This is a genomic window from Bradyrhizobium sp. B039 (assembly GCF_038965675.1).
GTDB classification, from domain to species: domain Bacteria; phylum Pseudomonadota; class Alphaproteobacteria; order Rhizobiales; family Xanthobacteraceae; genus Bradyrhizobium; species Bradyrhizobium diazoefficiens.
The window spans coordinates 3,207,351-3,227,249 of record NZ_CP152416.1 but is presented as its reverse complement, the minus strand read 5'-3'; the positions used below and the strand labels follow the sequence as shown (position 1 = coordinate 3,227,249).

Below are 19,899 nucleotides of genomic sequence, written 5' to 3'. Positions count from 1 at the left end.
AAGGCGTCCGGCATCAGAACTGGCCGGGCGGCAGCTTGAAGATGTCGGGGCTCTTGGCGTCGGCCACGTAGAACAGCAGCAGGCTGGTCGGGGTCAGCACACGCTGGTTGTTCTCCTTGTTCTCGAACGTGCCTTGGAGCAGCAGGATCACCGAGCGGTCCTTGGCGTCGCTGCCGCGGAACATCACGATGCCGCCGGCAACCGGCATGTTGACCGCGATGGAATCAGGCTTGAAGCCTTCGCCCATGAAATGGGCGCGCAGGATGTTGGCGTTGGAGAACAGCTTTTCCGGCGTTATCGCCGCGTCGGTCCCCTTCGACCAGACGGCGCCCACCTGGATCAGCGACTTGGACTTGTAGCCGAACACGTAGGAGAGCTCGGCGGTACCGCCGTTCGGCAGCAGCTCGGGAACCGACATGAGGATGCTATGCGTCAGCTCGGACGCGTTGTCCTGCGCCTTGATGGCGTCGGGCTTGGCGTTGAAGTCCTTGATCATCGCCGCGCGCACGTCGGCTTCGCCCATGCCGAACTTGGCGGAGCGGAAGCCGTCGATTGACTTTGCCTTGTCGTCCGCGCCGGCGCTCGGCGCCTCGGTCGTGGCCGCCGCCGGGGCGCCGGCCGCCGGAGCAGCCCCAGCCGCAGCAGCCTTCGGGGCTTGCGCCGCCTTCTGCTTTGGAACGGCGCCCTGAGCCGCCACCGGACCTGTAGCCACAAAGGTGAGAAGGCCGACGAGGGCCGGAACGAGATAGATTTTGCGCATCGAGAACCTTCGAAACAACTTGAAAGAACGCTTCAAAAATCGGCAGTCACGAAATCGGCTTCTCCGAACCGCCGTCGCAACCGAGACGGAAAATGTTGCAATGCCATAAGGCGCTACAAAACATCACGGAGCAGACAAGGCTCGAAACAGCGACTCCTCAGCGGCGTAGGAATACGGTATCGGGTTGCCAAACGCTGCGAATGAACATTCACAAGCGCATTTTTTCATCAATTGTGGATGCCGGCGGTTCGCGCTAAGCATCCGCCTTGGGGCAATCATCATGCAAAGAATTTCATGACCGAACGGCCTTCCGCTTTCGCGGTCGATCGCCGCGGGTTCATTCGCCTTGCGGGGACAAGCGCTGCGGGATGGCTCGCGCTCGGCGCAACATCTGATCGCATGCGGATCGTCGCCTCGCTGACGGGATTACCGCTCGACGACGAATTGACCAGAAGGAGCATGACCGACAGCCCGACCTCCCGCCTCGGCGGCCTCATCGTGGGTTTGAGGCAGCGAGGCTGGGTCGAAGGCGTCAACTTCCGCCTCGAACTCCGTTCGACTTTCGGCAGCTCCGATAGACTGAAGACCGCGGTCCAGGAATTGCTGGAGCTGAAGCCGGACGTGATCCTGACCGGCTCGACGATCGAAACCGCGGCAGTCCTGGCAGCCACCAAAACCATCCCGATCGTCTTCGCGACGGCCAACGATCCCGTCGGCAATGGCTTCGTCGAGAGCCTCGCGCATCCCGGCGGCAACGTCACCGGCTTCACCAACAGCTCCGCCGAGATGGGCGGCAAATGGCTTCAGCTCATCCGGGAGGCCGTGCCTGACGTTGCGCGCGTCGGTGTGCTGTTCAACCCGGCGACCACGCCGCGCGGCGGGCGCTTCTTCCTCGACTCCATCGAGCAAGAGGCCGCAGCATGCGGCGTCTCCGTGGTCCCCGCCCCCGTCAACGCGCCAACGGAAATTGACGAGGTCATCAGGCGCCTCTCCGAGCCGCCCAAAGCGGCGATGGTTGCGCTGGTCGACAGCTTCCTCGTGATCCACCGGCAGGCGGTCGTGGCGACAGCGGCCAAATATCGCGTCCCCACGATCTATCCGTTCCATTATTTCATGGATGCGGGCGGGCTGATGAGCTACGGGCCGACGCTCGAAGTGCGCTCGGCCGACTATGTCGATCTGATCCTGCGCGGCACCAAGGCTGGCGATCTCCCGGTGCAATCGCCACGCAAATACGAGCTGCTGATCAACCGCACGGTCGCCCGTACGCTGGATTTGACCATACCGTTCACGCTGCTGGCACGCGCCGACGAGATCCGCGAGTGAACGAGCAGGTCGACCAGGGACATTTGCGGACGCCTCCCGGCCGGCTGTTCCGCAAATATCTCTACTCGATCGTCGCCCTCGCCTTTGCCGCGCTCGCCATCAACACCGGCTTCGACGTCTGGTTCTCCTATCGCGAGCAGAAGCAGCTCCTCGCGGCAACCCAGCGCGAGCAGGCAGCGTCTGCGGCGATTCAGATCGGCCAGTTCATCGGCCAGATCGAAAACCAGATCAGATGGCTTTCCCGCCTGCCCCCGGAGCTGTCGACGAACGAGGACGAGCGCTTGAACGCGATCCGCCTCCTGCGCCTCTCGCCTGCGATCGCGGAGATTGCTGAGCTCGACGCGCAGGGCCGCGAGCAGGTGCGCGTGTCGCGCCGTGTCGCGGACAGGGTCGGCAGCAAGATCGACCTGTCCGCTTCGCCCGCCTTCCGCGGCGCCAACGAAAGCCGGACCTATTACGGGCCGGTCTACTTCATCGGCGACACCGAGCCGTTCATGACCCTCGCCGCGCGCGGGGTCGGCCGCGGTCCCAATGTGATCGTCGCCGAGGTCAATCTGCGCTTCATCTGGGACCTCGTCGCGGGGATCAGGGTCGGCAACACCGGCAAGGCCTATGTGGTCGACCGCATGGGGCTGTTGATCGCACATCCCGATTTGTGGCCGGCGCTACGCCGCAGCGATCTTTCGGGACATGCCGACGTTCGAGCCGCACTCGATGGCGTCGGGCCGCCGTCAGGCGGCCTGGTCAAGGAAGATCTGTCCGGTCAACGCGTGCTGTCGACCTATGCGACGGTGCCCTCGCTCGGCTGGTTGGTATTCGTCGAGCTTCCGCTCACCGAAGCCTATGCGCCGATCTACGCGTCGATCGGCCGCTCGACGTTTCTCCTGGTCGCTCTGCTCGCCTGCGCGGTGCTGGTCTCGCTCTTTCTCAGCCGGCGCATGACCGTGCCGATCCAGATCCTGACACAGGGTGCGCGCCGGATCGGCAGCGGCGATCTCGGCCTGCGGCTCGCGATCAAGACCGGCGACGAGCTGGAGGCGCTCGGCGACCAGTTCAACCGGATGGCCGCGCACTTGCGCGAATCCTACGCGACGCTCGAGCGCAAGGTCATCGAGCGGACCTCCGAGCTCGAGAAGGCGCGCGACCACGCCCTCGCCGAGCATGACGCGGCCGAACGTGCGCGCAGCATTGCCGTGCAGGCCAACGAGACCAAGTCGCGCTTCCTCGCCGTCGTCAGCCACGAGCTGCGCACGCCGCTGAACGGCGTCATGGGCGTGCTGCAACTGCTGGACGACGGCAGCCTCGGCGAAGCGCAGCGACGCCATCTCGCCACAGCCGCCGCATCGGGCGAGACGCTAATCGCGCTGGTCGATGCCATCCTGGAATATGCGCGTCTGGAGGCCAGCGCCGAAACGCTGGAGAGGCGCGACTTCCGTCTCGATCAGCTCATCGAGGCCGCCGCCGATCTGATGCGCCCACAGGCCTTCGGCAAGGGACTGACCTTCGATCTCGCCAGCGACGTGACGGTCAACACGTCCGTGCACGGCGATCCTGTCAGGCTCAATCGCATCCTGCTCAATTTGATCGGCAATGCCATCAAATTCACTCCGCGCGGCGGGATCGGCCTGAAGGCGTCAGCGGAGCAGCACGAGGATCACATCCTGCTGAGCATTACGGTTCGCGATACCGGCATCGGCATCGCGCCGGACATGCACGAGCGGATCTTCGAGGATTTCGTGCAGGCGGACGATAGCATCGCACGGCGGTTCGGCGGCACCGGCCTTGGCCTTGCGATCGCGCGGCGGCTGACGCGCCTGATGCGCGGCGAGCTGACGGTGGAGAGCACGCCGGGCGCAGGCAGCACGTTCGCGCTTGAAGTACCGCTCGGCCTTGCCGCGAGCGGCATCGCGCAAGGTGCGCTTCCGCCGCCGTCGCGGCGGCTTCGCGTGCTGCTGGTCGACGACGATCCGGTCAATTGCCAGGTCGGCGAAGCCATCCTGAACCGACTCGGCCATCATCCCACCATCGCCAGAAACGGCGCGTCGGCCGTCGCACTCGCCCGCGATCAGGCGTTCGACATCATCCTGATGGATCTGCACATGCCCGACATGGACGGCGTGGAGGCGGCCTCGCAGATCGGCAAGCTCGGTCTGCCGAGCATGCCGCGCATCATCGCCGTGACCGCCGACGTGTCGCGCAGCGCACGCGAGCGGCTCGCCAGTGCAGGGATCTCCAAGGTTGTCGGCAAGCCGATCCTGATCAATGCCCTGCGCGAGGCGATCGAGGACGATCCGCCGGACCAGCCGGCAGAAGTGCGGCTCGCCGCAGGCGCGTTGATCGACCGGCATTTCCTCGACGACCAGAAAGAACTGCTGGGAGCCACGCAGATCGCCAAGCTCCACCAGCTTTTGCGGCAAACGAGCCAACAACTGATCGAGGACATCGCCGAGGCTGCGGCGATCGGCGATCACCTGCAGCTGGCGCGATCCGCACACCAGCTTGGCAGCGCGGCGAGCGCGCTCGGCCTCGTTCGCCTGTTCGAACGCTGCCGCGAGGTTGAGCTGGCGGTAGCCACGATGTCCGCATCCGAATGCCACGGTGCCGCCCGCGAACTTGCCGCCCTTCAGAAAGCTTCGATGAGCGCGCTGGACGAATTGCTTCTGCCCGTCGAACAGCGTTCGGTCAGCTAGCCGCGGCGCGGCTGCGTACGCCCGCCTCATCCTCCCGTCCAAACCGCTCGACCAGAAAATCAATGAACAGCCGTACCTTCACCGACAAATGCCGCGTCGGCGGATAGACCGCATAGAGCGCGAGCGGCGGCGCCGAATAATCATCCAGCACCGTCAGCAACTCGCCCTTCCGCAAAGCGTCGGCGGCGATGAACTCCGGGAGCAGCGCGAGCCCCCTGCCCTTGATCGCGACGTCGCGCAGCACTTCGGCGTTGTTGACGCAGAGCGACCAGGTCGGCTGGATCCAGTGATCGCCATCCGCGCCGGTAAGCTTCCACTGATTGCCGGTGAGCAGGAAGCCGTAGGTCAGCGACGCATGCTCGCGCAGATCCTGCGGATGCTTTGGCGTGCCGTGCCGCGCGAGATAATCGGGCGAGGCGCAGATCATGCGCGCCACCGGCGTGATCTTGCGCGCGATCAGGCTGGAGGATTCCAGTTCGGCGATCCGCAGCGTCACGTCAAAGCCGTCCTGGACCGGATCGAGCAGATCGTCGCTCAGCACGATCTGGAGCTGAAGCTCGCCATAGCGCGCCATGAAATCGGCGAGCACCGGCCCGAGCCGCATGGTGCCGAACGACATCGGCGCGTTGACGCGCAGCAGCCCGCGCGGCGCGGACTGGGCTTGCGCCACCGCCTGGTCCGCGGCCTCGATCTCCGAGAGGATCACGACTGCGCGCTCGAAATAACGCTGGCCGTTCTCGGTCGGGCTCGCGTGGCGGGTGGTCCGGTTCAGGAGCTGGACGCCGAGGCTCTCCTCGAGGTCGGCGATGTATTTGCTGATCGCCGACCGCGACAGCCGTAGCTGACGGCCCGCCTCGGCAAAACTGCCGCTTTCGACCACCTTCACGAAGGCCCGGAGGCTAGCGACCTTATCCAAGCTGCCGCTCCAGCGATTGTTTCCAAATCGTAGACATAGACGTCATATTTGCATGGATTGTCTCCAATCCAAAGCGGAACGATATTTCCGGCCAGAGCAAGACTGCTCCCCGAATTTGGAGGACGACAATGTCTGGACTGCACCACGTCACCGCGATCGCCGGCGATCCCATCAGGAATTTCGGCTTTTACACCAGGGATCTCGGCCTGCGCTTCGTCAAGAAGACGGTCAATTTCGATGATCCCGGCACCTATCACTTCTATTATGGCGACGAGACCGGCCGCCCCGGCACCATCCTGACCTTCTTCCCCTGGGCCGGCGTGCCGGCTGGGCGCCGCGGCGTCGGCGAAACCCATCAGACCGCCTTCCGCGTGCCTCAGCGTTCGCTCGGCTACTGGACGCAGCGCTTCACCGAGAAGGGCATCGCCTATGAAGCCCTGGAGAAGCGCTTCGGCGAGTCCGTGCTGCCGTTCACCGACCCCGATGGCATGGCGCTCGCGCTCGTCGGCGTTCCCGGTGCCGAGAACGAGCCCGGCTGGAGCAATGGCGACGTGCCGGCCGAGCATGCGATCCGCGGCTTCCACGGCGTGACCTTGCTGCTCGACAGCGCGGCGAAGACGGCCGCCGTCCTCACCGACGTATTCGGCTTCAAGGAGACGGGACGCGAGGGCTCGGTGATCCGCTTCAAGGCGCCGGGCGATGCCGAGGGCAGCGTCGTCGACATCTACGAGGCCAAGGGCTTCTTGCGCGGCCATCAGGGCGGCGGCTCGGTGCACCACATCGCCTTCCGTGCGGCCGATGACGCCGAGCAGGGAGCGATGGCGCAAAAGCTCGTCAGCAATCACGGCCTGCACCCGACCGAGCAGAGGGACCGCAACTACTTCCGCTCGATCTACTTCCGCGAGCCCGGCGGCGTGCTGTTCGAGATCGCGACCGATATTCCCGGCTTCGCCGTCGACGAACCCGTTGCGACGCTGGGACGCGACCTGAAGCTGCCGGCCTTCCTCGAAGCGCATCGCAAGCAGATCGAGGGTGTGTTGCCGAGCCTGGAAGAGAGCGTGTCATGACCGAGAGTGCATTCATCCATCGTTTCGAGCCCGCGCGCGACGCGGGCTCGGCCCCGCTCCTGCTGCTGCACGGCACCGGTGGCGACGAGAACGACCTGCTCGGGCTCGGCAAGATGATCTCGCCCGGTGCCGCCCTGCTCTCGCCGCGCGGCCGCGTGCTCGAGCACGGCATGCCGCGCTTCTTCCGCCGCCTTGCCGAGGGCGTGTTCGACGAGGACGATGTGCGCCGGCGTGCGCGCGAGCTCGGCGATTTCGTTGGCGAGGCGCGGCAGCGCTACGGCATCGCCGCGCCGGTTGCTGTCGGCTTCTCCAACGGCGCCAACATCGCAGCCGCGCTGTTGCTGCTGCAGCCGGGCGTGCTGGCAGGCGCGATCCTGCTGCGCGCCATGGTGCCACTGTCAGATCCGCCCAAGGCCGAGCTCGGCGGCAAGCCCGTCCTGCTCCTGTCCGGACAGGCTGATCCGATCGTGCCGGCGAGCAACTCGGCCCGGCTCGCTACGCTGCTGTCGGAAGCGGGTGCGCGTGTCGATCACAGGGTCCTGCCAGCGGGCCATCAATTGTCGCAAGCCGACGTGACGCTCGCCCGCGACTGGATCGGCAACGTCGCCGTGGAGGCGGCCTGATCCCAAAGCGGCGTACCGCCTGACCGCGGTGCGCCGCTTCGTTATATCCGAGCGACCTTCCGCCGCATCTGCGCAATCGGGCACCACCCTGCCGGAAATTTCCGCTTGCTCGTTTACGCGCCAGGCTTAGAATTTGGGACAAGGTTCCGAAATATGGAACTACCTTGGACCGACCTGCATGAGCGCCCTCACCAACGCGATCGAGATCCTGCGCTGCTTTTCCAGCGCGCGGCCGGATCTGTCGTTCGCGGACGTGATGGCGCTGACGGGCAAACCGAAGAGCTCGACCTCGCGGCTGCTGCGCTCCTTGCGCGACTGCGGTCTGCTCGAGCAGGACCCGCACACCCGCCGCTACCGCCCCGGCCTCCTCACCTTCGAGCTCGGCCGGCTGCACCGCGCCCATGACGATCTCATCAGCATGGCCGAGCGCGAGCTGCGCGAGGTCTGCGCGCGCACCGGCCACACCGGCTACATCGCCGTGCTCGACGGCTACGAGCAGGTCGTGCTCCGGATCGTTCCGGGCTCGAATCCCCTGCGTGTCGTCAATCCGCCCGGCCAGCGCACGCCGGCGCTCGCCACCTCGAACGGCCGCGCCATGCTCGCCCGCCTCGCCGACGAGGACGTCCGCGCGCGGGTGCCTGCGACCTATCCAAAGCTGCCGCGCAACTCGCCGCAGAACTTCAAGCAGCTGATGGCCCGCCTCGACGAGATCCGCCGCACCGGCGTGTCCGAGGCAGCCGATGAATCGATCGAGGGCGTCGGCTCCCAAGGCTTTGCGCTGAAAAGCGGCGAGACCGGCGAGATGATCGGGATCGCGGTGTCCTATTCGGTGCAGGCGACCACTGCCGCCGAGCGCGCCAATGTCCGCCGCGAGCTGGCGGCGATGGCCGCAAAATTGCGGCGCATGACCGGCGATCCGCTCGACCAGGATACAGCGCGCGTTCAGACGGGGACGCGATGAGCAGCGCCACCCCCCAGCGCCCCAACGGCCTTGCGCTCTTCATTCTGCCGAGCGCGCTGCTGTTCGCCCTCTTCTTCTTCCTGCCGATCGGGCTGATGGCGCTGATGAGCGTGCTCACCGGCAATCCGGTGGTGGCGCCGAAGGTCGCCTTCACCACGCGCCACTACGCCCGCATGATCGACGATCCCTTTTATCTCGAGGTGATCTGGACCACGATCCGGATCGGGCTCGTGACCACGCTGGTCGCGCTCGCGATCGGCTATCCGCTGGCGCACTGGATGGCGCGCATCAAGAGCCGCACCGGGCACGCGCTGCTGCTGATGGCGGTGCTGGCGCCGATGCTGACCGGCATCGTGGTGCGCACCTTCGCCTGGATGACGCTGCTCTCCGACAAGGGCGTCGTCAACCAGACCCTGATGTCGCTCGGCGTGATCAGCCAGCCGCTCAAGCTGATGTACACCGAGACCGGAATCGTGGTCGGTCTCGTCCACATCTACGTTCCGTTCATGGTGCTGACGCTGACCGGCGTGATCGGCCGCATCGACGAGCGGCTGGAGCAGGCCGCGGAAAACCTCGGCGCGAGCCCCTTGCGTGCGTTCCTCGAGGTGACGCTGCCGCTCAGCCTGCCCGGCATCCTCGCCGGCTCGCTGCTGGTGTTTGCGCTGGCGATCAGCGCCTATGTCACGCCGATCCTGCTCGGCGGCTTCCAGATCATGACGCTGCCGATCCTGATCTACCAGCAGATCTCGGCGAACTTCAACGTCGGCTTCGCCGCCGCGCTCGGCATCATCCTGCTGATGATCTCGCTCGGGCTCGTCGTCGCCTATAACCGCGCGCTCGGCCTCGTCTCCGGCCAGCGCGAATTGCAGTGAGGCCGACGATGCAAACCACCGCCTCGCACAGCCCATCGCTCGCGGCGGCCCGGCAGGCAGCTCCCGCGCGGACGACGGGAAGCGTCAGGCATTACGGCCGCTATCTCTATCTCGCCGTCAACATCGCCATCCTGATCTTCCTGCTGGCGCCGATCGCGATCGTCGTCGTGTTCGCCCTGAACCCGACGCCGTTCATCCAGTTTCCGCCGGTCGGCGTGTCCTTGCGCTGGTTCGAGAAGTTCTTCGCCTCGCGCGACTTCATGCATGCGCTCGGTTTCAGCCTCGAAGTCGCCGTCCTCACCACCATATCGGCAACGATCCTCGGCGCATCCGCGGCGCTCGCGCTCGCGCGCGGCAATCTGCCGGGCACGCGGCTGATCGTGGCGACGATGCTCTCGCCCTTGATGCTGCCGGCGATCCTGACGGGCCTTGCGCTGTTCCAGACCTATGTGCTGCTCGATGTGGGACGTCCGACCTGGGGCCTCGTTGCCGGCCACACGCTGGTGACGCTGCCTTACGTGGTGCGCACGACGCTTGCCGTGCTGCATAATTTCGACCTGCGCCTCGAGGAAGCCGCGCGCAATCTCGGCGCAAGTCCCTTGCGCACCTTCTTCGAGGTGACGCTGCCGCTGATCAAGCCGGGCGTGCTGGCGGGCGCGATCTTCGCCTTCATCGTTTCCTTCGACCAGTTTCCGGTGTCGCTGTTCCTGGTCTCACCGGGCAACGAGACCCTGCCGGTCACGCTGTTCAACTATCTCAAGTTCGATCTGGACGGCACCATCGGCGCCGCCTCGGTGGTCTCCATCGTCCTCGCCTTTGTCGTCGTCATCGGGCTCGATCGCACGGTCGGCCTGCGCTCCTACGTCAAATTGTAACCGCTCATTGCACCGAAGGAATCGAGACATGATGAAAGCTCTGGGATCCTCACGGCTCAGCCGCCGCCGCTTTCTGACCGCGAGCGCCTCGCTCGGCATCGGCACGATCGCCGCACCCTATGTCGCGCGCGCCGACGATCCGACGCTGCGCATCACCGGCTGGGGCGGCAAGTGGGGCGAGATCATGAAGGCCGAGATCGGCCCCGCCTTCGAGAGCGAGTTCAAGTGCAAGCTCCAGACCGACTCCGCCTTCCCCTATCTGCCGAAGCTCCAGGCAAGCTCGCGCTCGGCGCCGATCTACGACGTGCTGCACACCAATTCCAATGAGCAGTGGGCGGCGGCCGAGATGGGCCTGGTCGAGCCGAAGATCGATCCCAAGCTCGTCCCGAACCTTGCCGACGTCTACCCCTACGCGATCAGCGACAAGATCGTCGGCGTCTCGATCTTCACCAGCGCCATCGGCCTTGGACTTCGCACCGACAAGGGCTACGGCAACATCACCTCGTGGAAGGAGCTGTGGGACGCGAAATACAACGGCGTCCGCGGCGGCTACGTCATTCCCGTCAACAGCCTCGGCCAAGCCTTCCTGATGATGTGCGGTACCCTGTTCGGCAAGGGCCAGACCGATCTCGACGCGGCCTATGCCGCGCTGGAGAAACTGAAGCCGATCAAGATCGTCGATTTCACCGGCGCGATGGAGAAGATGCTGCTGTCCGGCGAAGTCGGCCTCTGCGTCATCCACGATTCCGGCATCTACCGCTATGACGGCCAGAACCAGCCGACCGATTTCGTCGCGCCGAGCGAAGGCGTCTTGTCGCTCGAGCAGGTCCTGACCATCACGCCCGGCAGCAAGATGAAGGAGCTTGCCAACGCCTACGTGAACTACATGCTGCGCCCGGAGGTGCAGAAGCGCCTTGCGGAGACCGTGTGGTATTCGCCGGCCAACAGGAAGGTGAAGCTCGACGCCAAGTACGACGCCAAGCTGCTCACCACGCCCGAGAAGGTCTCGAAGCTGATCCAGGTCGACTGGAAGTGGTACAACGAGCGCAAGGACGAGATCGACCAGCGCGTCAACCGGATCTTCCGCGCATGAGCGCGTCGATCGAGATCGCCAGCGTCAGCAAGGTCTATGAAGGCGGCGTGCGCGCGGTGGACGCGGTCGCGATGGACATCAGGCAGGGCGAGTTCTTCTCCCTGCTCGGCCCGTCCGGCTGCGGCAAGACCACGACGCTGCGCATGATTGCCGGCTTCGAGACGCCGAGCGCCGGCGCGATCCGCGTCGACGGCGCCGACATCACCCATGTGCCCGCGCACAAGCGCGACATGGGCATGGTGTTCCAGAACTACGCACTGTTCCCGCATCGGACCGTCGCAGAGAACGTCGCCTTCGGCCTGCGCATGCGCGGGCTCGACAAGGCGACCATCGCAGCCAAGGTGAAGGCGGCGCTGGCCATGGTCGAGCTGTCCGGCCTCGAGGACCGCCGCCCTGCTCAGCTCTCCGGCGGCCAGCAGCAGCGCGTCGCGCTTGCCCGCGCCATCGTGATCGCACCGCGCGTCCTGCTCTGCGACGAGCCGCTCGGCGCGCTCGACAAGAAGCTGCGCCAGCAGATGCAGTTCGAGCTCAAGCAGCTCCAGAAGAAGCTCGGCCTGACCCTGGTCTTCGTCACCCACGACCAGGAGGAAGCGCTGGCGATGTCCGACCGCATCGCCGTGATGAACGGCGGCCGTGTCGAGCAGGTCGGCACGCCGACCGAGATCTACAACCAGCCGACGACGCGCTTCGTCGCCGACTTCATCGGCGACACCAACATCTTTCGCGGCGAGCGCACGATGACGAGCGCGGGCGGCCCGGCGCTCGACGTCGGCAGAGGCTTGATCCTGGCGCTGCCGTCCTCCGAAGCGCAGGGCACCGGCGTTCTCTCGGTCGCTCTGCGCCCCGAAAAGATTCGCCTCATCCCGCGCGCTGACGCCGCTACCGCAGCCGGCAGCTCCGCCCACGGCATCATCGAGAACACCAACTTCCTCGGCGGCGCGGTGCTCTACCGGATCACGCTCGAGGGCGGCCATCGTGTCCTCGTGCAACAGCCCAATGCAGGCACGAGCCGCCTGTTCGTCCCCGGCAACGGTGTCACGCTCGACTGGACGCCGGCCGATCTCGTCGTCTTGAAGGACTAGACATGAACATGCCATTGAAGCACCAGCGCATCGGGGTGGTCGTGATCGGCCAGAGCCCGCGTCCTACCGTCGCCTCCGAGATCGCTGCCGTGCTGTCGCCGGGCATCGAGATCGAGCTGCGCGGCGCGCTCGACGGCATGAGCCGCGCGGAGATCGACGCCATTCCGCCGATGGACGGCTACGACACGCTGTTCACGCTGCTGCCGAACGGCGACGGCGTCACCATCAGCAAGAAGGAAGTCGAGCGCCGCGCGAGCCAGCAGATCACCCGCTTCAAACACGAGGGCGTCGGCGTCACGCTGATGGCCTGCACCGGCAAATTCCCCAACCTTGCCGCCGACGGGCTCGTCATCCTGCCCTCGGCCATCCTGCACAATCTCGTCGAGGCCGTGCTGCCGAAAGGCCGGCTCGGCGTGTTCTCGCCGCTGCCCGAGCAGACCGTACTGATCGACAAGAAATGGCAGCGCGACGGCGTCGAGGTCGTCGGCATCACGCTGCGTCCCGGTTCGAGCGACGCCGTCGTCGACGAAGCCGCACGCACGATGGCGGACCTCGAGCCCGATCTCGTGGTGATGGATTGCATCAGCTACACCAGCGCCAACAAGGCGCGCGTGCGCACGGCCTATCCGGGTCCCGTGATCCTCGGCATTGCCGCCGCGGCCCGCATCGTCGAGGAGCTGGTGTCGTGAGCAAGGTGGAATTGAAGACGATCAGCCTCGAGGAGATCGAGGCGCTCGCGGTCGGCGCCTGGATTCTCGGCACCGGCGGCGGCGGCAGTCCCTATCTCGGCCTGCTCAATCTGCGCCGGCTCTACGCCGAAGGGCACTGCGTGCAATTGATGTCGCCGCTCGACCTCGACGACGCGGACTGGGTCGCGGTGGTCTCCAACATGGGCGCGCCACTGGTCGGACAGGAGCGCCTCGCCGACAGCCGCAACATCGCGCGCGCCGTGCGGATGCAGGAGGAAATCAACGGCATCAAGTTCCGCGCCGTGATGTCGGTCGAGATCGGCGGCGGCAACGGCGTGCAGGCGCTGATGGCGGCCGCGCATCTCGGCATCCCCGTGGTCGACGCCGACTGCATGGGCCGCGCCTTCCCCGAAGCGCAGATGACCTCGGTCGCGATCGGGGACCTGCGTCCCTATCCCTGCACCCTCTACGATCCCCGCGGCATCGAGGCCGTCGTGACGAAGGTACCGAGCTGGAAGTGGATGGAGCGGGCGAGCCGCAAGATCTGCGTCGAGATGGGCTCGATCGCCTCCACCAGCAAGGCGCCGCGCACCGGACGCGAGGTGAAGGACTGGGGCATCCACTTCACGACCACGAAGGCGATTCGCATCGGCCGCGCCGTGCAGGAGGCAAATCGTCGTCACGAGGATCCGATCGCCGCGCTGCTTAAGACCGAAGGCGGCAAGAAGCTGTTCACCGGCAAGATCGTCGACGTCGCCCGACGCACGACGGAAGGATTTTTGCGCGGCACGGCGATGGTCGACGGCAGCGATGCAGATCGCGGCGCGAAGCTCAAGCTCTCGTTCCAGAACGAATGGATCGTGGCCTGGCGTGACGAGCAAGCGATCGCGACCTCGCCCGATCTGATCTGCGTGCTCGACAGCGTCAACGGCCACGGCATCGGCACCGAGACTATCCGCTATGGCCAGCGCGTCACCGTCGTGGCCCTGCCCGCGCCGGCCGTGCTGACGAGTCCCCGGGGTCTCGAATTCGTCGGCCCCCGCGCCTTCGGCTACGACCTCGACTATCGTTCCCTCTTCGCGCCCGCTGAGGCAGGAGCTTAAGATCCCATGAAGCGTATTGGCATCGATGTCGGCGGCACCAACACGGACGCCGTGCTGATCGTCGACGAGAAGGTCGTCCATTCCGTCAAGCGTCCGACCACCGCCGACGTGACCTCGGGCATCCTCGACGCCCTCAAGGCGCTGCGTGCCGAGCCCGCCGCCGCGGTGAGGGTCGATGCGGTCGTGATCGGCACCACGCATTTCATCAACGCCGTGGTGCAGCGCCGCCATGTGCAGAAGATCGGCGCGATCCGCATCGGCATGCCCGCAAGCGCCTCACTGCCGCCGTTCTGCGACTGGCCGGCGGATCTCGCGACACTCGTCAACGGCGAAATCTTCATGCTGGAAGGCGGCCACGATTACGACGGCCGTCCGTTCATGCCGCTCGACACCGCCGGGCTGAAGGAGGCCGCGCGAACAATCAGGGACAAGGGTCTGCGCTCGGTCGCGGTGTGCTCGAGCTTCTCCCCGCTCGATCCCTCCTGCGAGACCACCGCGCGCGAAATCCTCGCGGATATCTGTCCCGATGTTGCGGTGACGCTGTCGCACGATCTCGGCCGCATCGGTCTTCTGGAGCGCGAGAATGCCGCGCTGCTCAATGCCTCCCTGCACGACCTCGCGGTCACCACCGTTGCGGCCTTCCGCAAGGCGATCGCCGACAGCGGGATCGATGCGCCGCTGTTCCTGACCCAGAACGACGGCACGGTGATGCAGGCCGAGATCGCCACCGCCTTCCCGGTGATGAGCTTTGCCTCCGGCGCCACCAATTCGATGCGCGGCGCCGCCCATCTGTCCGGCCTCGACGATGCCATGGTCGTGGATGTCGGCGGCACCACCTCCGACATCGGCCAGCTTCGTCACGGCTTCCCGCGCGAGGCCAATGCCGTGGTCGAGGTCGGCGGCGTGCGCACGCTGTTCCGGATGCCCGACCTGCTCTCGATCGGGCTCGGCGGCGGCAGCCATGTCGACGAGGACCCGGTTCGCGTCGGCCCGCTCAGCGTCGGCTACCGGCTGACGACGGATGCGCTGGTGTTCGGCGGATCGCGTCTGACCGCCACCGACATTGCGGTGGCCGCAGGCCTGATCGACATCGGCGACCGCTCGCGCGTCGCCAGGCTGCCGAAACGCCTGATCGATGCCGCGCTGCGCGACGCCTGGCGCAAGCTCGAGGAGGACATCGACCGCATGAAGACCGAAGCCGGCGACGTGCCGCTGCTCGCGGTCGGCGGCGGCGCCTTCCTGGTGCCGGATCGCCTGCCCGGCATCTCCGAGATCGTGCGCGTGCCGCATGGCGACTGCGCCAACGCGGTCGGTGCCGCGATCGCACAGGTCAGCGGCGAGGCCGACCAGGTGTTCCGCGATCTCACCCGCGAGGACGCGATCGCCGCCGCGCGCGATATCGCGGCCGACCGTGCGGTGCAGGCGGGAGCAGCGCGCGACAGCCTCAAGACCGTCGATGTCGAGGACATGCCGATCGCCTATCTGCCCGGCAACGCGCTGCGCGTGCGTGTCCGTGTCGCCGGCGCGATCGCCGATCCGGATCTGCCGGCGGCGGCGTAGCGGATGCGGGCCGGGAGCCCGGCACGACGACCTCGCGTGTCGGCCTCCACCCCTGTCAAAATAAAACTCGAAAACAACCCCATGCACAGTAGCCGGGGATAGCGAGATCAATGGCTTACGCGGATAGAGCTGCTTAGGACTGAGAGAGGTGCATCCGCGGAGACAGACCCCTCACCCAAGTGTCTACCGGAGTCGCGGCCCTCTCCCGCAAGGGGAAAGAGCACCGCAACGGTCATCGCCGCCGTTTGACCCGTCGGGCAAAACAGGGGTATCTTGCCAACATCGGAAAATCCGTAAATCCATGCTACCCCCGTTAATCCTGACAGGGACAGGCTGCTTCATTTGTCCCTGGGGCGCTGCGGCTTTTCCCTTCTCGCCGCCTGCGAGGTTCGGCTTGCGGGGACCTCAAAGACCGCAATACGGCGATCGAGTTGCCATAGCTCGACGTCGTTGACATCAACCAGTTGCGCAGCACGTTCTCGTGCTTCCTGCTCGTCGGCACACTGCAATTTGGCTACGCTTATCACGTGGCGGTGCTGATCCAAAAGGTAAGCCCTGTAGTGAGCCATCCCCACACCTCCCAACGCCCGCGTTTATCGGATCATCACCTCAATCCATCAATCAGCGTTCTCCAGCCGAACGCATCGTTCGCCGTCAGCAGCAAAGCGCCAAGCGTTGCCAAGTAGGATGGCAGTTCGCGATCAGGACGCGCGTTGATATTGGCGACAAACGAGGCGACCGCGTTCTTGAGATCGCGTCGGTCCAGATGATCGAAGGCCCGTTGCTTGCAACGCTCGACATATTTATCGCGCGCCAGCTCAATGAGCAGGGAACGTACCATTTCGTCTCCCCCAACCGATGACTGTTTTCAATCGTTGGGGAATTGGAACGGACCAGGCTTTTTCCGTCTGTTCGAAAAGCGACAAACGGATCTCTTTTGATCGCAAGTGTGGGAATTGAGATACAGGCCGCTCGTTGATGGCAACGCAGCGGTGCGGCCTGAGCGGCCGGATCGGAGATGAAGCGGATCGTCACCTTCGACAGCTTGATCGCCGAGGCGTTGCGGTAGTCGGCCCATTGTTGAGCGTGATCGAGGAGCCCTTGGCCCAAGCGCCGAGCTGGTACGGCCCTGTCCCGACCGGCTGCGTGACGTTGGTCGCCGCGCCCCTCGCTCGCGACACACCCTCGCGGGACTATTTGCGCAACATTGACCCCGACGACATCGAGACAAACAGCGGGAAGCCGAGAACTTGAAATAAAAAGTGAAAAGAAGAGCGGGGATATTCCTCAAAGCTGACTTGATTTCTCTCTCCGCTCGCTTTCCTGGCGCAACTAATTGATGAGTAAGCAGTGATGACTGATCAGCAATTAGCCCTGGAAGCGATTAGCGACGCGCAACTCATACTGGAAGAATACCTTCAGCCCTGCCCCAAGGATAATGCGCTTATCCTTGAAAAGTTGGTGGAAGTCCTCGAACGGCCTGCCTTGATCGTTGCCGTAAGTCGATTGCAGCAACAGGGCAATTGAGCGCGTCCATGAGCAAACCCCTTCGATCGTTTGCTTTAACCGTTTGCATTGCTGCGCTCTCATTGCTCGAAATGACCAGCGTGCATGCCAAGCAACAATGCAGCACCGCAATGCCGCCAAATCCGCAAGGGCAATGGTGGTCTTATCGTCTCATTGACGGACGAAAATGCTGGTACGCGGGTAAGCCCATGCTGTCGAAAGCATTGCTGGAATGGCCTATGGAGCGGTCCCCCCAACTCGGTGCTCGCGGAGAAGCGACAGGCATTGTCATAGCTAGCAAGCCCGGCAATCCCCTGGATGCACGAGCGTTGGCACTGAAAGAGGGCCCTGACACTTTTGAAGAGCGATGGCGTGCCAGGATCATCTCCAGCTCAAACACAGGGCATGACTGACCGATACTAACGACCTAAGCGATCCTGCATACCGCTTATCGCGGGCGAGGACTTTCGACTGCCTGTTCGCGGCCGTGCGCTTGGTTACATCATGCAATCACGCGCCTGAGTTCGTCCAGAACAACGCCCCTCCGCAACTCGTGCGCAGCAGCCGTCAAATGAGAGCCTACGATCAGACCGAGCCGCCTTAAAGTCAGGAGAGCAACGGGGTCACACAGCTCGATAGAAAGTCCGGCTCCCAAGGTCGCAAGGGCGCGTTGCTCATCCGCGTCGAGATCAGTCCACAAGATGCCTTCCATCAAAGCACCTAAAAATTGTTCCCAAGGGTATCTCAAAACCCAAACGCGTGCCTGATCTGCCGCAGCATGGCCATGGCCGCGTCGGTGTACCGACCGTTGGTTAGGTATCGATCCACTTGCGCTGTGCTAATCAGCGCCACAACTGCCACCGTAAAGCCCTTAAACATTGGGCCTCTCCTGAAAGAGACCGCCAACCGGGCGTGTCGAAATATCCAACCGTTCTTAGAATACGCTGCCGCGCATGGCGACGAGCTATATGCAAATGGTGACAGTGACGGGTAACCAGTTCCTTAACGAGCGCGATGTCTGGATCGGCGCGCCGTGGGCTGAGGCCAGGGCTCTAGAGACCGCCACCGGATGGTCGGCTTAAAATCGCGCTCTCCGCGAATTCATCTCGCGAGATTCGTGTGCGGAGACAGACCCCTCACCTTGCGAGTCAGTGTCTACCGGCGTCGCCGCCCTCTCCCACAAGGGGAGAGGGCACAGCAACGGGCAGGGCGCGCCTCGAACGACGAGGGTGCCCCCTACTCCCAATACCAGGTCGAGAAATCGTTCTCGTATTGCGGGACGTCCTTCCAGACGCCTTTCAGCTTCTTGGCTGTGATGGTGATGAGCTGCGGCTGGTACATGTAGGCGGAGACGGCGTCGGTGGCCAGCATGCGCTGGGCGTCGCCGAGCAGCTTGGCGCGGGCGGCTTCATCCGGCGTGGACACGATCTGCTTGTAGAGCGCGTTGAACGCCTCGTTGTTGTAGCCGAGATAGTAGTCCGGCTCGGTGATCTTCACGAGGTCGAACGGCTCAACATGGCTGACGATGGTGAGGTCGAAATTGTGCGGACCATTGCCGGCGAATACCTGCGACAGCCATTGCGCCCATTCGACGTTCTCGATCTTGGCGATGATGCCGACCTTGGCGAGCTGGGCTGCGACGATCTCGCCGCCCTGCCGCGCATAGGACGGCGGCGGCAGCTTCAGCGACAATTCGAGCGGCGTGGTGACGCCGGCCTCGGCGAGCAGCTTCTTGGCCTTCTCGGGGTCGTAGGGGTTGATGCCTGTCGTGTCGACATAGCCGAGCGATCCCGGCACGTAGAAGCTGCCGATCGGCGTGCCGAAGCCGTCGACGGCACCGTCGATCATGGCCTTGCGGTCGATCGCGGCGAGGATGGCGCGGCGGACGCGGACGTCATCGAGCGGCTTCTTGCGCTCGTTGATCGCGACGATGGTCTTGGCCTTGGAGCCGCCGACCAGAACCGTGAAACGCGGATCGGCCTTGAACTGGGCAATGGTGCGCTGGGCCGCGACGCGCGGGAAGGCATCGACGTCGCCGGAGAGCAGCGCCGCGGTTTGCGCCGCCGGATCGGAGATGAAGCGGATCGTCACCTTCGACAGCTTGATCGCCGCGGCGTTGCGATAGTCGGCCCATTTGGTCAGGGTCATCGAGGAACCCTTGGCCCAGGCGCCGAGCTGATACGGCCCGGTGCCGACCGGCTGCGTGACATTGGTCGGCGCGCTCTTCGGCTCGACGATCGAGCCGCTCGCCTGCCCCAGCAGGAACGGCAGGTTCGGCTCGGAATTCTTCAGGGTGATCACGACCGTGTCGGCGTCGGGCGCGGCAACGGACTCGAAGCTCTGGAACAGGCTCTTGTCCTTGTTGGTGCTGGTCGGCACCGCGTTGCGCTCGAACGAGAACTTCACCGCGGCGGAGTCGAACGGCTCGCCGTTGTGGAACTTGACGCCCTTGCGCAGCTTGAAGGTGTAGGTCTTCAGGTCAGGCGAAGCGGTCCAGCTCTCCGCCAGCAGCGGCGAGGTGGTGCCGTCCTCGTTGATCTTGGTCAGGGTCTCGTAGATGTTGTAGAGCGCGACTTCGGCGATTGCGGCAGCGGCCGCGTTGGTGGGATCGAGACCCGGCGGCTCCAGCGCCATCGCCATGACGACGCTGTCCTTCTTGCTTTGTGCCAGCACCGGCAGCGGCGCCGCGACAAACGCGGCAGTGAGTGCGACGATGGATAGTTTCCTGAACATGCGTAACTCCCCTGCCTTCTCAATTCCCAGTCTACGCCAATCC

General features: G+C 64.8%; 19 protein-coding genes and 1 pseudogene. 14 read left to right on the top strand and 6 right to left on the bottom strand.

What is annotated here, in order from left to right:
* Positions 1–13 precede the first annotated feature (13 nt).
* Positions 14–760, bottom strand: coding sequence for a hypothetical protein (locus tag AAFG50_RS15095; RefSeq protein WP_028172137.1), 747 nt, complete (start codon positions 758–760; stop codon positions 14–16).
* 294 nt (positions 761–1,054) lie between these two features.
* Between AAFG50_RS15095 and AAFG50_RS15090 the strand changes: the two genes are divergently transcribed.
* A complete protein-coding gene (locus AAFG50_RS15090) occupies positions 1,055–2,086 on the top strand; it encodes an ABC transporter substrate-binding protein (protein WP_028172138.1) in 1,032 nt (343 codons plus the stop codon).
* Positions 2,083–4,776: a hybrid sensor histidine kinase/response regulator gene (locus AAFG50_RS15085; RefSeq protein ID WP_028172139.1), complete on the top strand. Its 2,694-nt coding sequence runs from the start codon at positions 2,083–2,085 to the stop codon at positions 4,774–4,776. The genes AAFG50_RS15090 and AAFG50_RS15085 overlap by 4 nt, the downstream gene beginning before the upstream one ends.
* Here the strand turns inward: AAFG50_RS15085 and AAFG50_RS15080 are convergent.
* Positions 4,769–5,692 (bottom strand): LysR family transcriptional regulator, encoded by a 924-nt coding sequence (locus AAFG50_RS15080; RefSeq protein WP_028172140.1) that lies wholly within the window; start codon positions 5,690–5,692, stop codon positions 4,769–4,771. The genes AAFG50_RS15085 and AAFG50_RS15080 overlap by 8 nt on opposite strands.
* Before the next feature lie 128 nt (positions 5,693–5,820).
* Here AAFG50_RS15080 and AAFG50_RS15075 point away from each other — a divergent pair, with 128 nt between their 5' ends.
* From AAFG50_RS15075 to AAFG50_RS15030, 10 genes are all read left to right on the top strand, one after another.
* Positions 5,821–6,759, top strand: a complete 939-nt coding sequence (locus AAFG50_RS15075) for a ring-cleaving dioxygenase (protein ID WP_011086031.1) — start codon at positions 5,821–5,823, stop codon at positions 6,757–6,759.
* Positions 6,756–7,382: an alpha/beta hydrolase gene (locus tag AAFG50_RS15070; protein WP_011086030.1), complete on the top strand. Its 627-nt coding sequence runs from the start codon at positions 6,756–6,758 to the stop codon at positions 7,380–7,382. The genes AAFG50_RS15075 and AAFG50_RS15070 overlap by 4 nt, the downstream gene beginning before the upstream one ends.
* 178 nt (positions 7,383–7,560) lie before the next feature.
* Positions 7,561–8,343 (top strand): IclR family transcriptional regulator, encoded by a 783-nt coding sequence (locus AAFG50_RS15065; protein WP_011086029.1) that lies wholly within the window; start codon positions 7,561–7,563, stop codon positions 8,341–8,343.
* The gene (locus AAFG50_RS15060; protein ID WP_028172141.1) at positions 8,340–9,215 is read left to right on the top strand and encodes an ABC transporter permease; all 876 of its coding nucleotides are present in this window, start codon (positions 8,340–8,342) and stop codon (positions 9,213–9,215) included. Before AAFG50_RS15065 ends, AAFG50_RS15060 begins: the two co-directional genes overlap by 4 nt.
* Before the next feature lie 8 nt (positions 9,216–9,223).
* Positions 9,224–10,090, top strand: coding sequence for an ABC transporter permease (locus AAFG50_RS15055; protein WP_028172142.1), 867 nt, complete (start codon positions 9,224–9,226; stop codon positions 10,088–10,090).
* Between the two features lie 28 nt (positions 10,091–10,118).
* A complete protein-coding gene (locus tag AAFG50_RS15050) occupies positions 10,119–11,183 on the top strand; it encodes an ABC transporter substrate-binding protein (RefSeq protein ID WP_028172143.1) in 1,065 nt (354 codons plus the stop codon).
* A complete protein-coding gene (locus AAFG50_RS15045; RefSeq protein WP_028172144.1) occupies positions 11,180–12,265 on the top strand; it encodes an ABC transporter ATP-binding protein in 1,086 nt (361 codons plus the stop codon). Before AAFG50_RS15050 ends, AAFG50_RS15045 begins: the two co-directional genes overlap by 4 nt.
* A 2-nt stretch (positions 12,266–12,267) precedes the next feature.
* On the top strand, positions 12,268–12,954 hold the full coding sequence (locus tag AAFG50_RS15040) for an AroM family protein (RefSeq protein ID WP_028172145.1): 687 nt from the start codon (positions 12,268–12,270) through the stop codon (positions 12,952–12,954).
* On the top strand, positions 12,951–14,057 hold the full coding sequence (locus tag AAFG50_RS15035; RefSeq protein ID WP_028172146.1) for a DUF917 domain-containing protein: 1,107 nt from the start codon (positions 12,951–12,953) through the stop codon (positions 14,055–14,057). Before AAFG50_RS15040 ends, AAFG50_RS15035 begins: the two co-directional genes overlap by 4 nt.
* A gap of 6 nt (positions 14,058–14,063) precedes the next feature.
* Positions 14,064–15,617, top strand: coding sequence for a hydantoinase/oxoprolinase family protein (locus AAFG50_RS15030; RefSeq protein WP_028172147.1), 1,554 nt, complete (start codon positions 14,064–14,066; stop codon positions 15,615–15,617).
* A gap of 338 nt (positions 15,618–15,955) precedes the next feature.
* On the opposite strand, the gene AAFG50_RS15025 is transcribed toward AAFG50_RS15030, so the two are convergent.
* The 3 genes and pseudogenes from AAFG50_RS15025 to AAFG50_RS15015 form a co-directional block, all read right to left on the bottom strand.
* Positions 15,956–16,186, bottom strand: coding sequence for a hypothetical protein (locus AAFG50_RS15025; protein ID WP_039184132.1), 231 nt, complete (start codon positions 16,184–16,186; stop codon positions 15,956–15,958).
* Positions 16,187–16,221: 35 nt separating this feature from the next.
* Positions 16,222–16,458 carry a hypothetical protein gene (locus AAFG50_RS15020; protein WP_039184130.1) on the bottom strand — a complete coding sequence of 79 codons (237 nt, stop codon included), beginning with the start codon at positions 16,456–16,458 and terminating at the stop codon, positions 16,222–16,224.
* A 158-nt stretch (positions 16,459–16,616) separates the two neighbouring features.
* Positions 16,617–16,774: pseudogene (locus AAFG50_RS15015) on the bottom strand (ABC transporter substrate-binding protein); the annotation flags it as partial.
* Positions 16,775–16,970: 196 nt separating this feature from the next.
* Between AAFG50_RS15015 and AAFG50_RS15010 the strand changes: the two are divergent.
* Together AAFG50_RS15010 and AAFG50_RS15005 are read left to right on the top strand one after the other, a co-directional pair.
* Positions 16,971–17,144, top strand: a complete 174-nt coding sequence (locus AAFG50_RS15010; protein WP_165448148.1) for a hypothetical protein — start codon at positions 16,971–16,973, stop codon at positions 17,142–17,144.
* Between the two features lie 8 nt (positions 17,145–17,152).
* The gene (locus AAFG50_RS15005) at positions 17,153–17,536 is read left to right on the top strand and encodes a hypothetical protein (protein ID WP_231166669.1); all 384 of its coding nucleotides are present in this window, start codon (positions 17,153–17,155) and stop codon (positions 17,534–17,536) included.
* An 823-nt stretch (positions 17,537–18,359) separates the two neighbouring features.
* Here the strand turns inward: AAFG50_RS15005 and AAFG50_RS15000 are convergent.
* Positions 18,360–19,856, bottom strand: a complete 1,497-nt coding sequence (locus tag AAFG50_RS15000; protein ID WP_028172151.1) for an ABC transporter substrate-binding protein — start codon at positions 19,854–19,856, stop codon at positions 18,360–18,362.
* Between the last annotated feature and the right edge of the window lie 43 nt (positions 19,857–19,899).

Coding starts and splice junctions, on each gene's coding strand:
- AAFG50_RS15075 (WP_011086031.1), top strand. CDS start 5,821: ATGTCTGGACTGCACCACGTCACCGCGATCGCCGGCGATCCCATCAGG.
- AAFG50_RS15060 (WP_028172141.1), top strand. CDS start 8,340: ATGAGCAGCGCCACCCCCCAGCGCCCCAACGGCCTTGCGCTCTTCATT.
- AAFG50_RS15005 (WP_231166669.1), top strand. CDS start 17,153: ATGAGCAAACCCCTTCGATCGTTTGCTTTAACCGTTTGCATTGCTGCG.
- AAFG50_RS15090 (WP_028172138.1), top strand. CDS start 1,055: ATGACCGAACGGCCTTCCGCTTTCGCGGTCGATCGCCGCGGGTTCATT.
- AAFG50_RS15055 (WP_028172142.1), top strand. CDS start 9,224: ATGCAAACCACCGCCTCGCACAGCCCATCGCTCGCGGCGGCCCGGCAG.
- AAFG50_RS15070 (WP_011086030.1), top strand. CDS start 6,756: ATGACCGAGAGTGCATTCATCCATCGTTTCGAGCCCGCGCGCGACGCG.
- AAFG50_RS15030 (WP_028172147.1), top strand. CDS start 14,064: ATGAAGCGTATTGGCATCGATGTCGGCGGCACCAACACGGACGCCGTG.
- AAFG50_RS15065 (WP_011086029.1), top strand. CDS start 7,561: ATGAGCGCCCTCACCAACGCGATCGAGATCCTGCGCTGCTTTTCCAGC.
- AAFG50_RS15000 (WP_028172151.1), bottom strand. CDS start 19,856: ATGTTCAGGAAACTATCCATCGTCGCACTCACTGCCGCGTTTGTCGCG.
- AAFG50_RS15045 (WP_028172144.1), top strand. CDS start 11,180: ATGAGCGCGTCGATCGAGATCGCCAGCGTCAGCAAGGTCTATGAAGGC.
- AAFG50_RS15020 (WP_039184130.1), bottom strand. CDS start 16,458: ATGGTACGTTCCCTGCTCATTGAGCTGGCGCGCGATAAATATGTCGAG.
- AAFG50_RS15050 (WP_028172143.1), top strand. CDS start 10,119: ATGATGAAAGCTCTGGGATCCTCACGGCTCAGCCGCCGCCGCTTTCTG.
- AAFG50_RS15010 (WP_165448148.1), top strand. CDS start 16,971: ATGACTGATCAGCAATTAGCCCTGGAAGCGATTAGCGACGCGCAACTC.
- AAFG50_RS15025 (WP_039184132.1), bottom strand. CDS start 16,186: ATGGCTCACTACAGGGCTTACCTTTTGGATCAGCACCGCCACGTGATA.
- AAFG50_RS15040 (WP_028172145.1), top strand. CDS start 12,268: ATGAACATGCCATTGAAGCACCAGCGCATCGGGGTGGTCGTGATCGGC.
- AAFG50_RS15095 (WP_028172137.1), bottom strand. CDS start 760: ATGCGCAAAATCTATCTCGTTCCGGCCCTCGTCGGCCTTCTCACCTTT.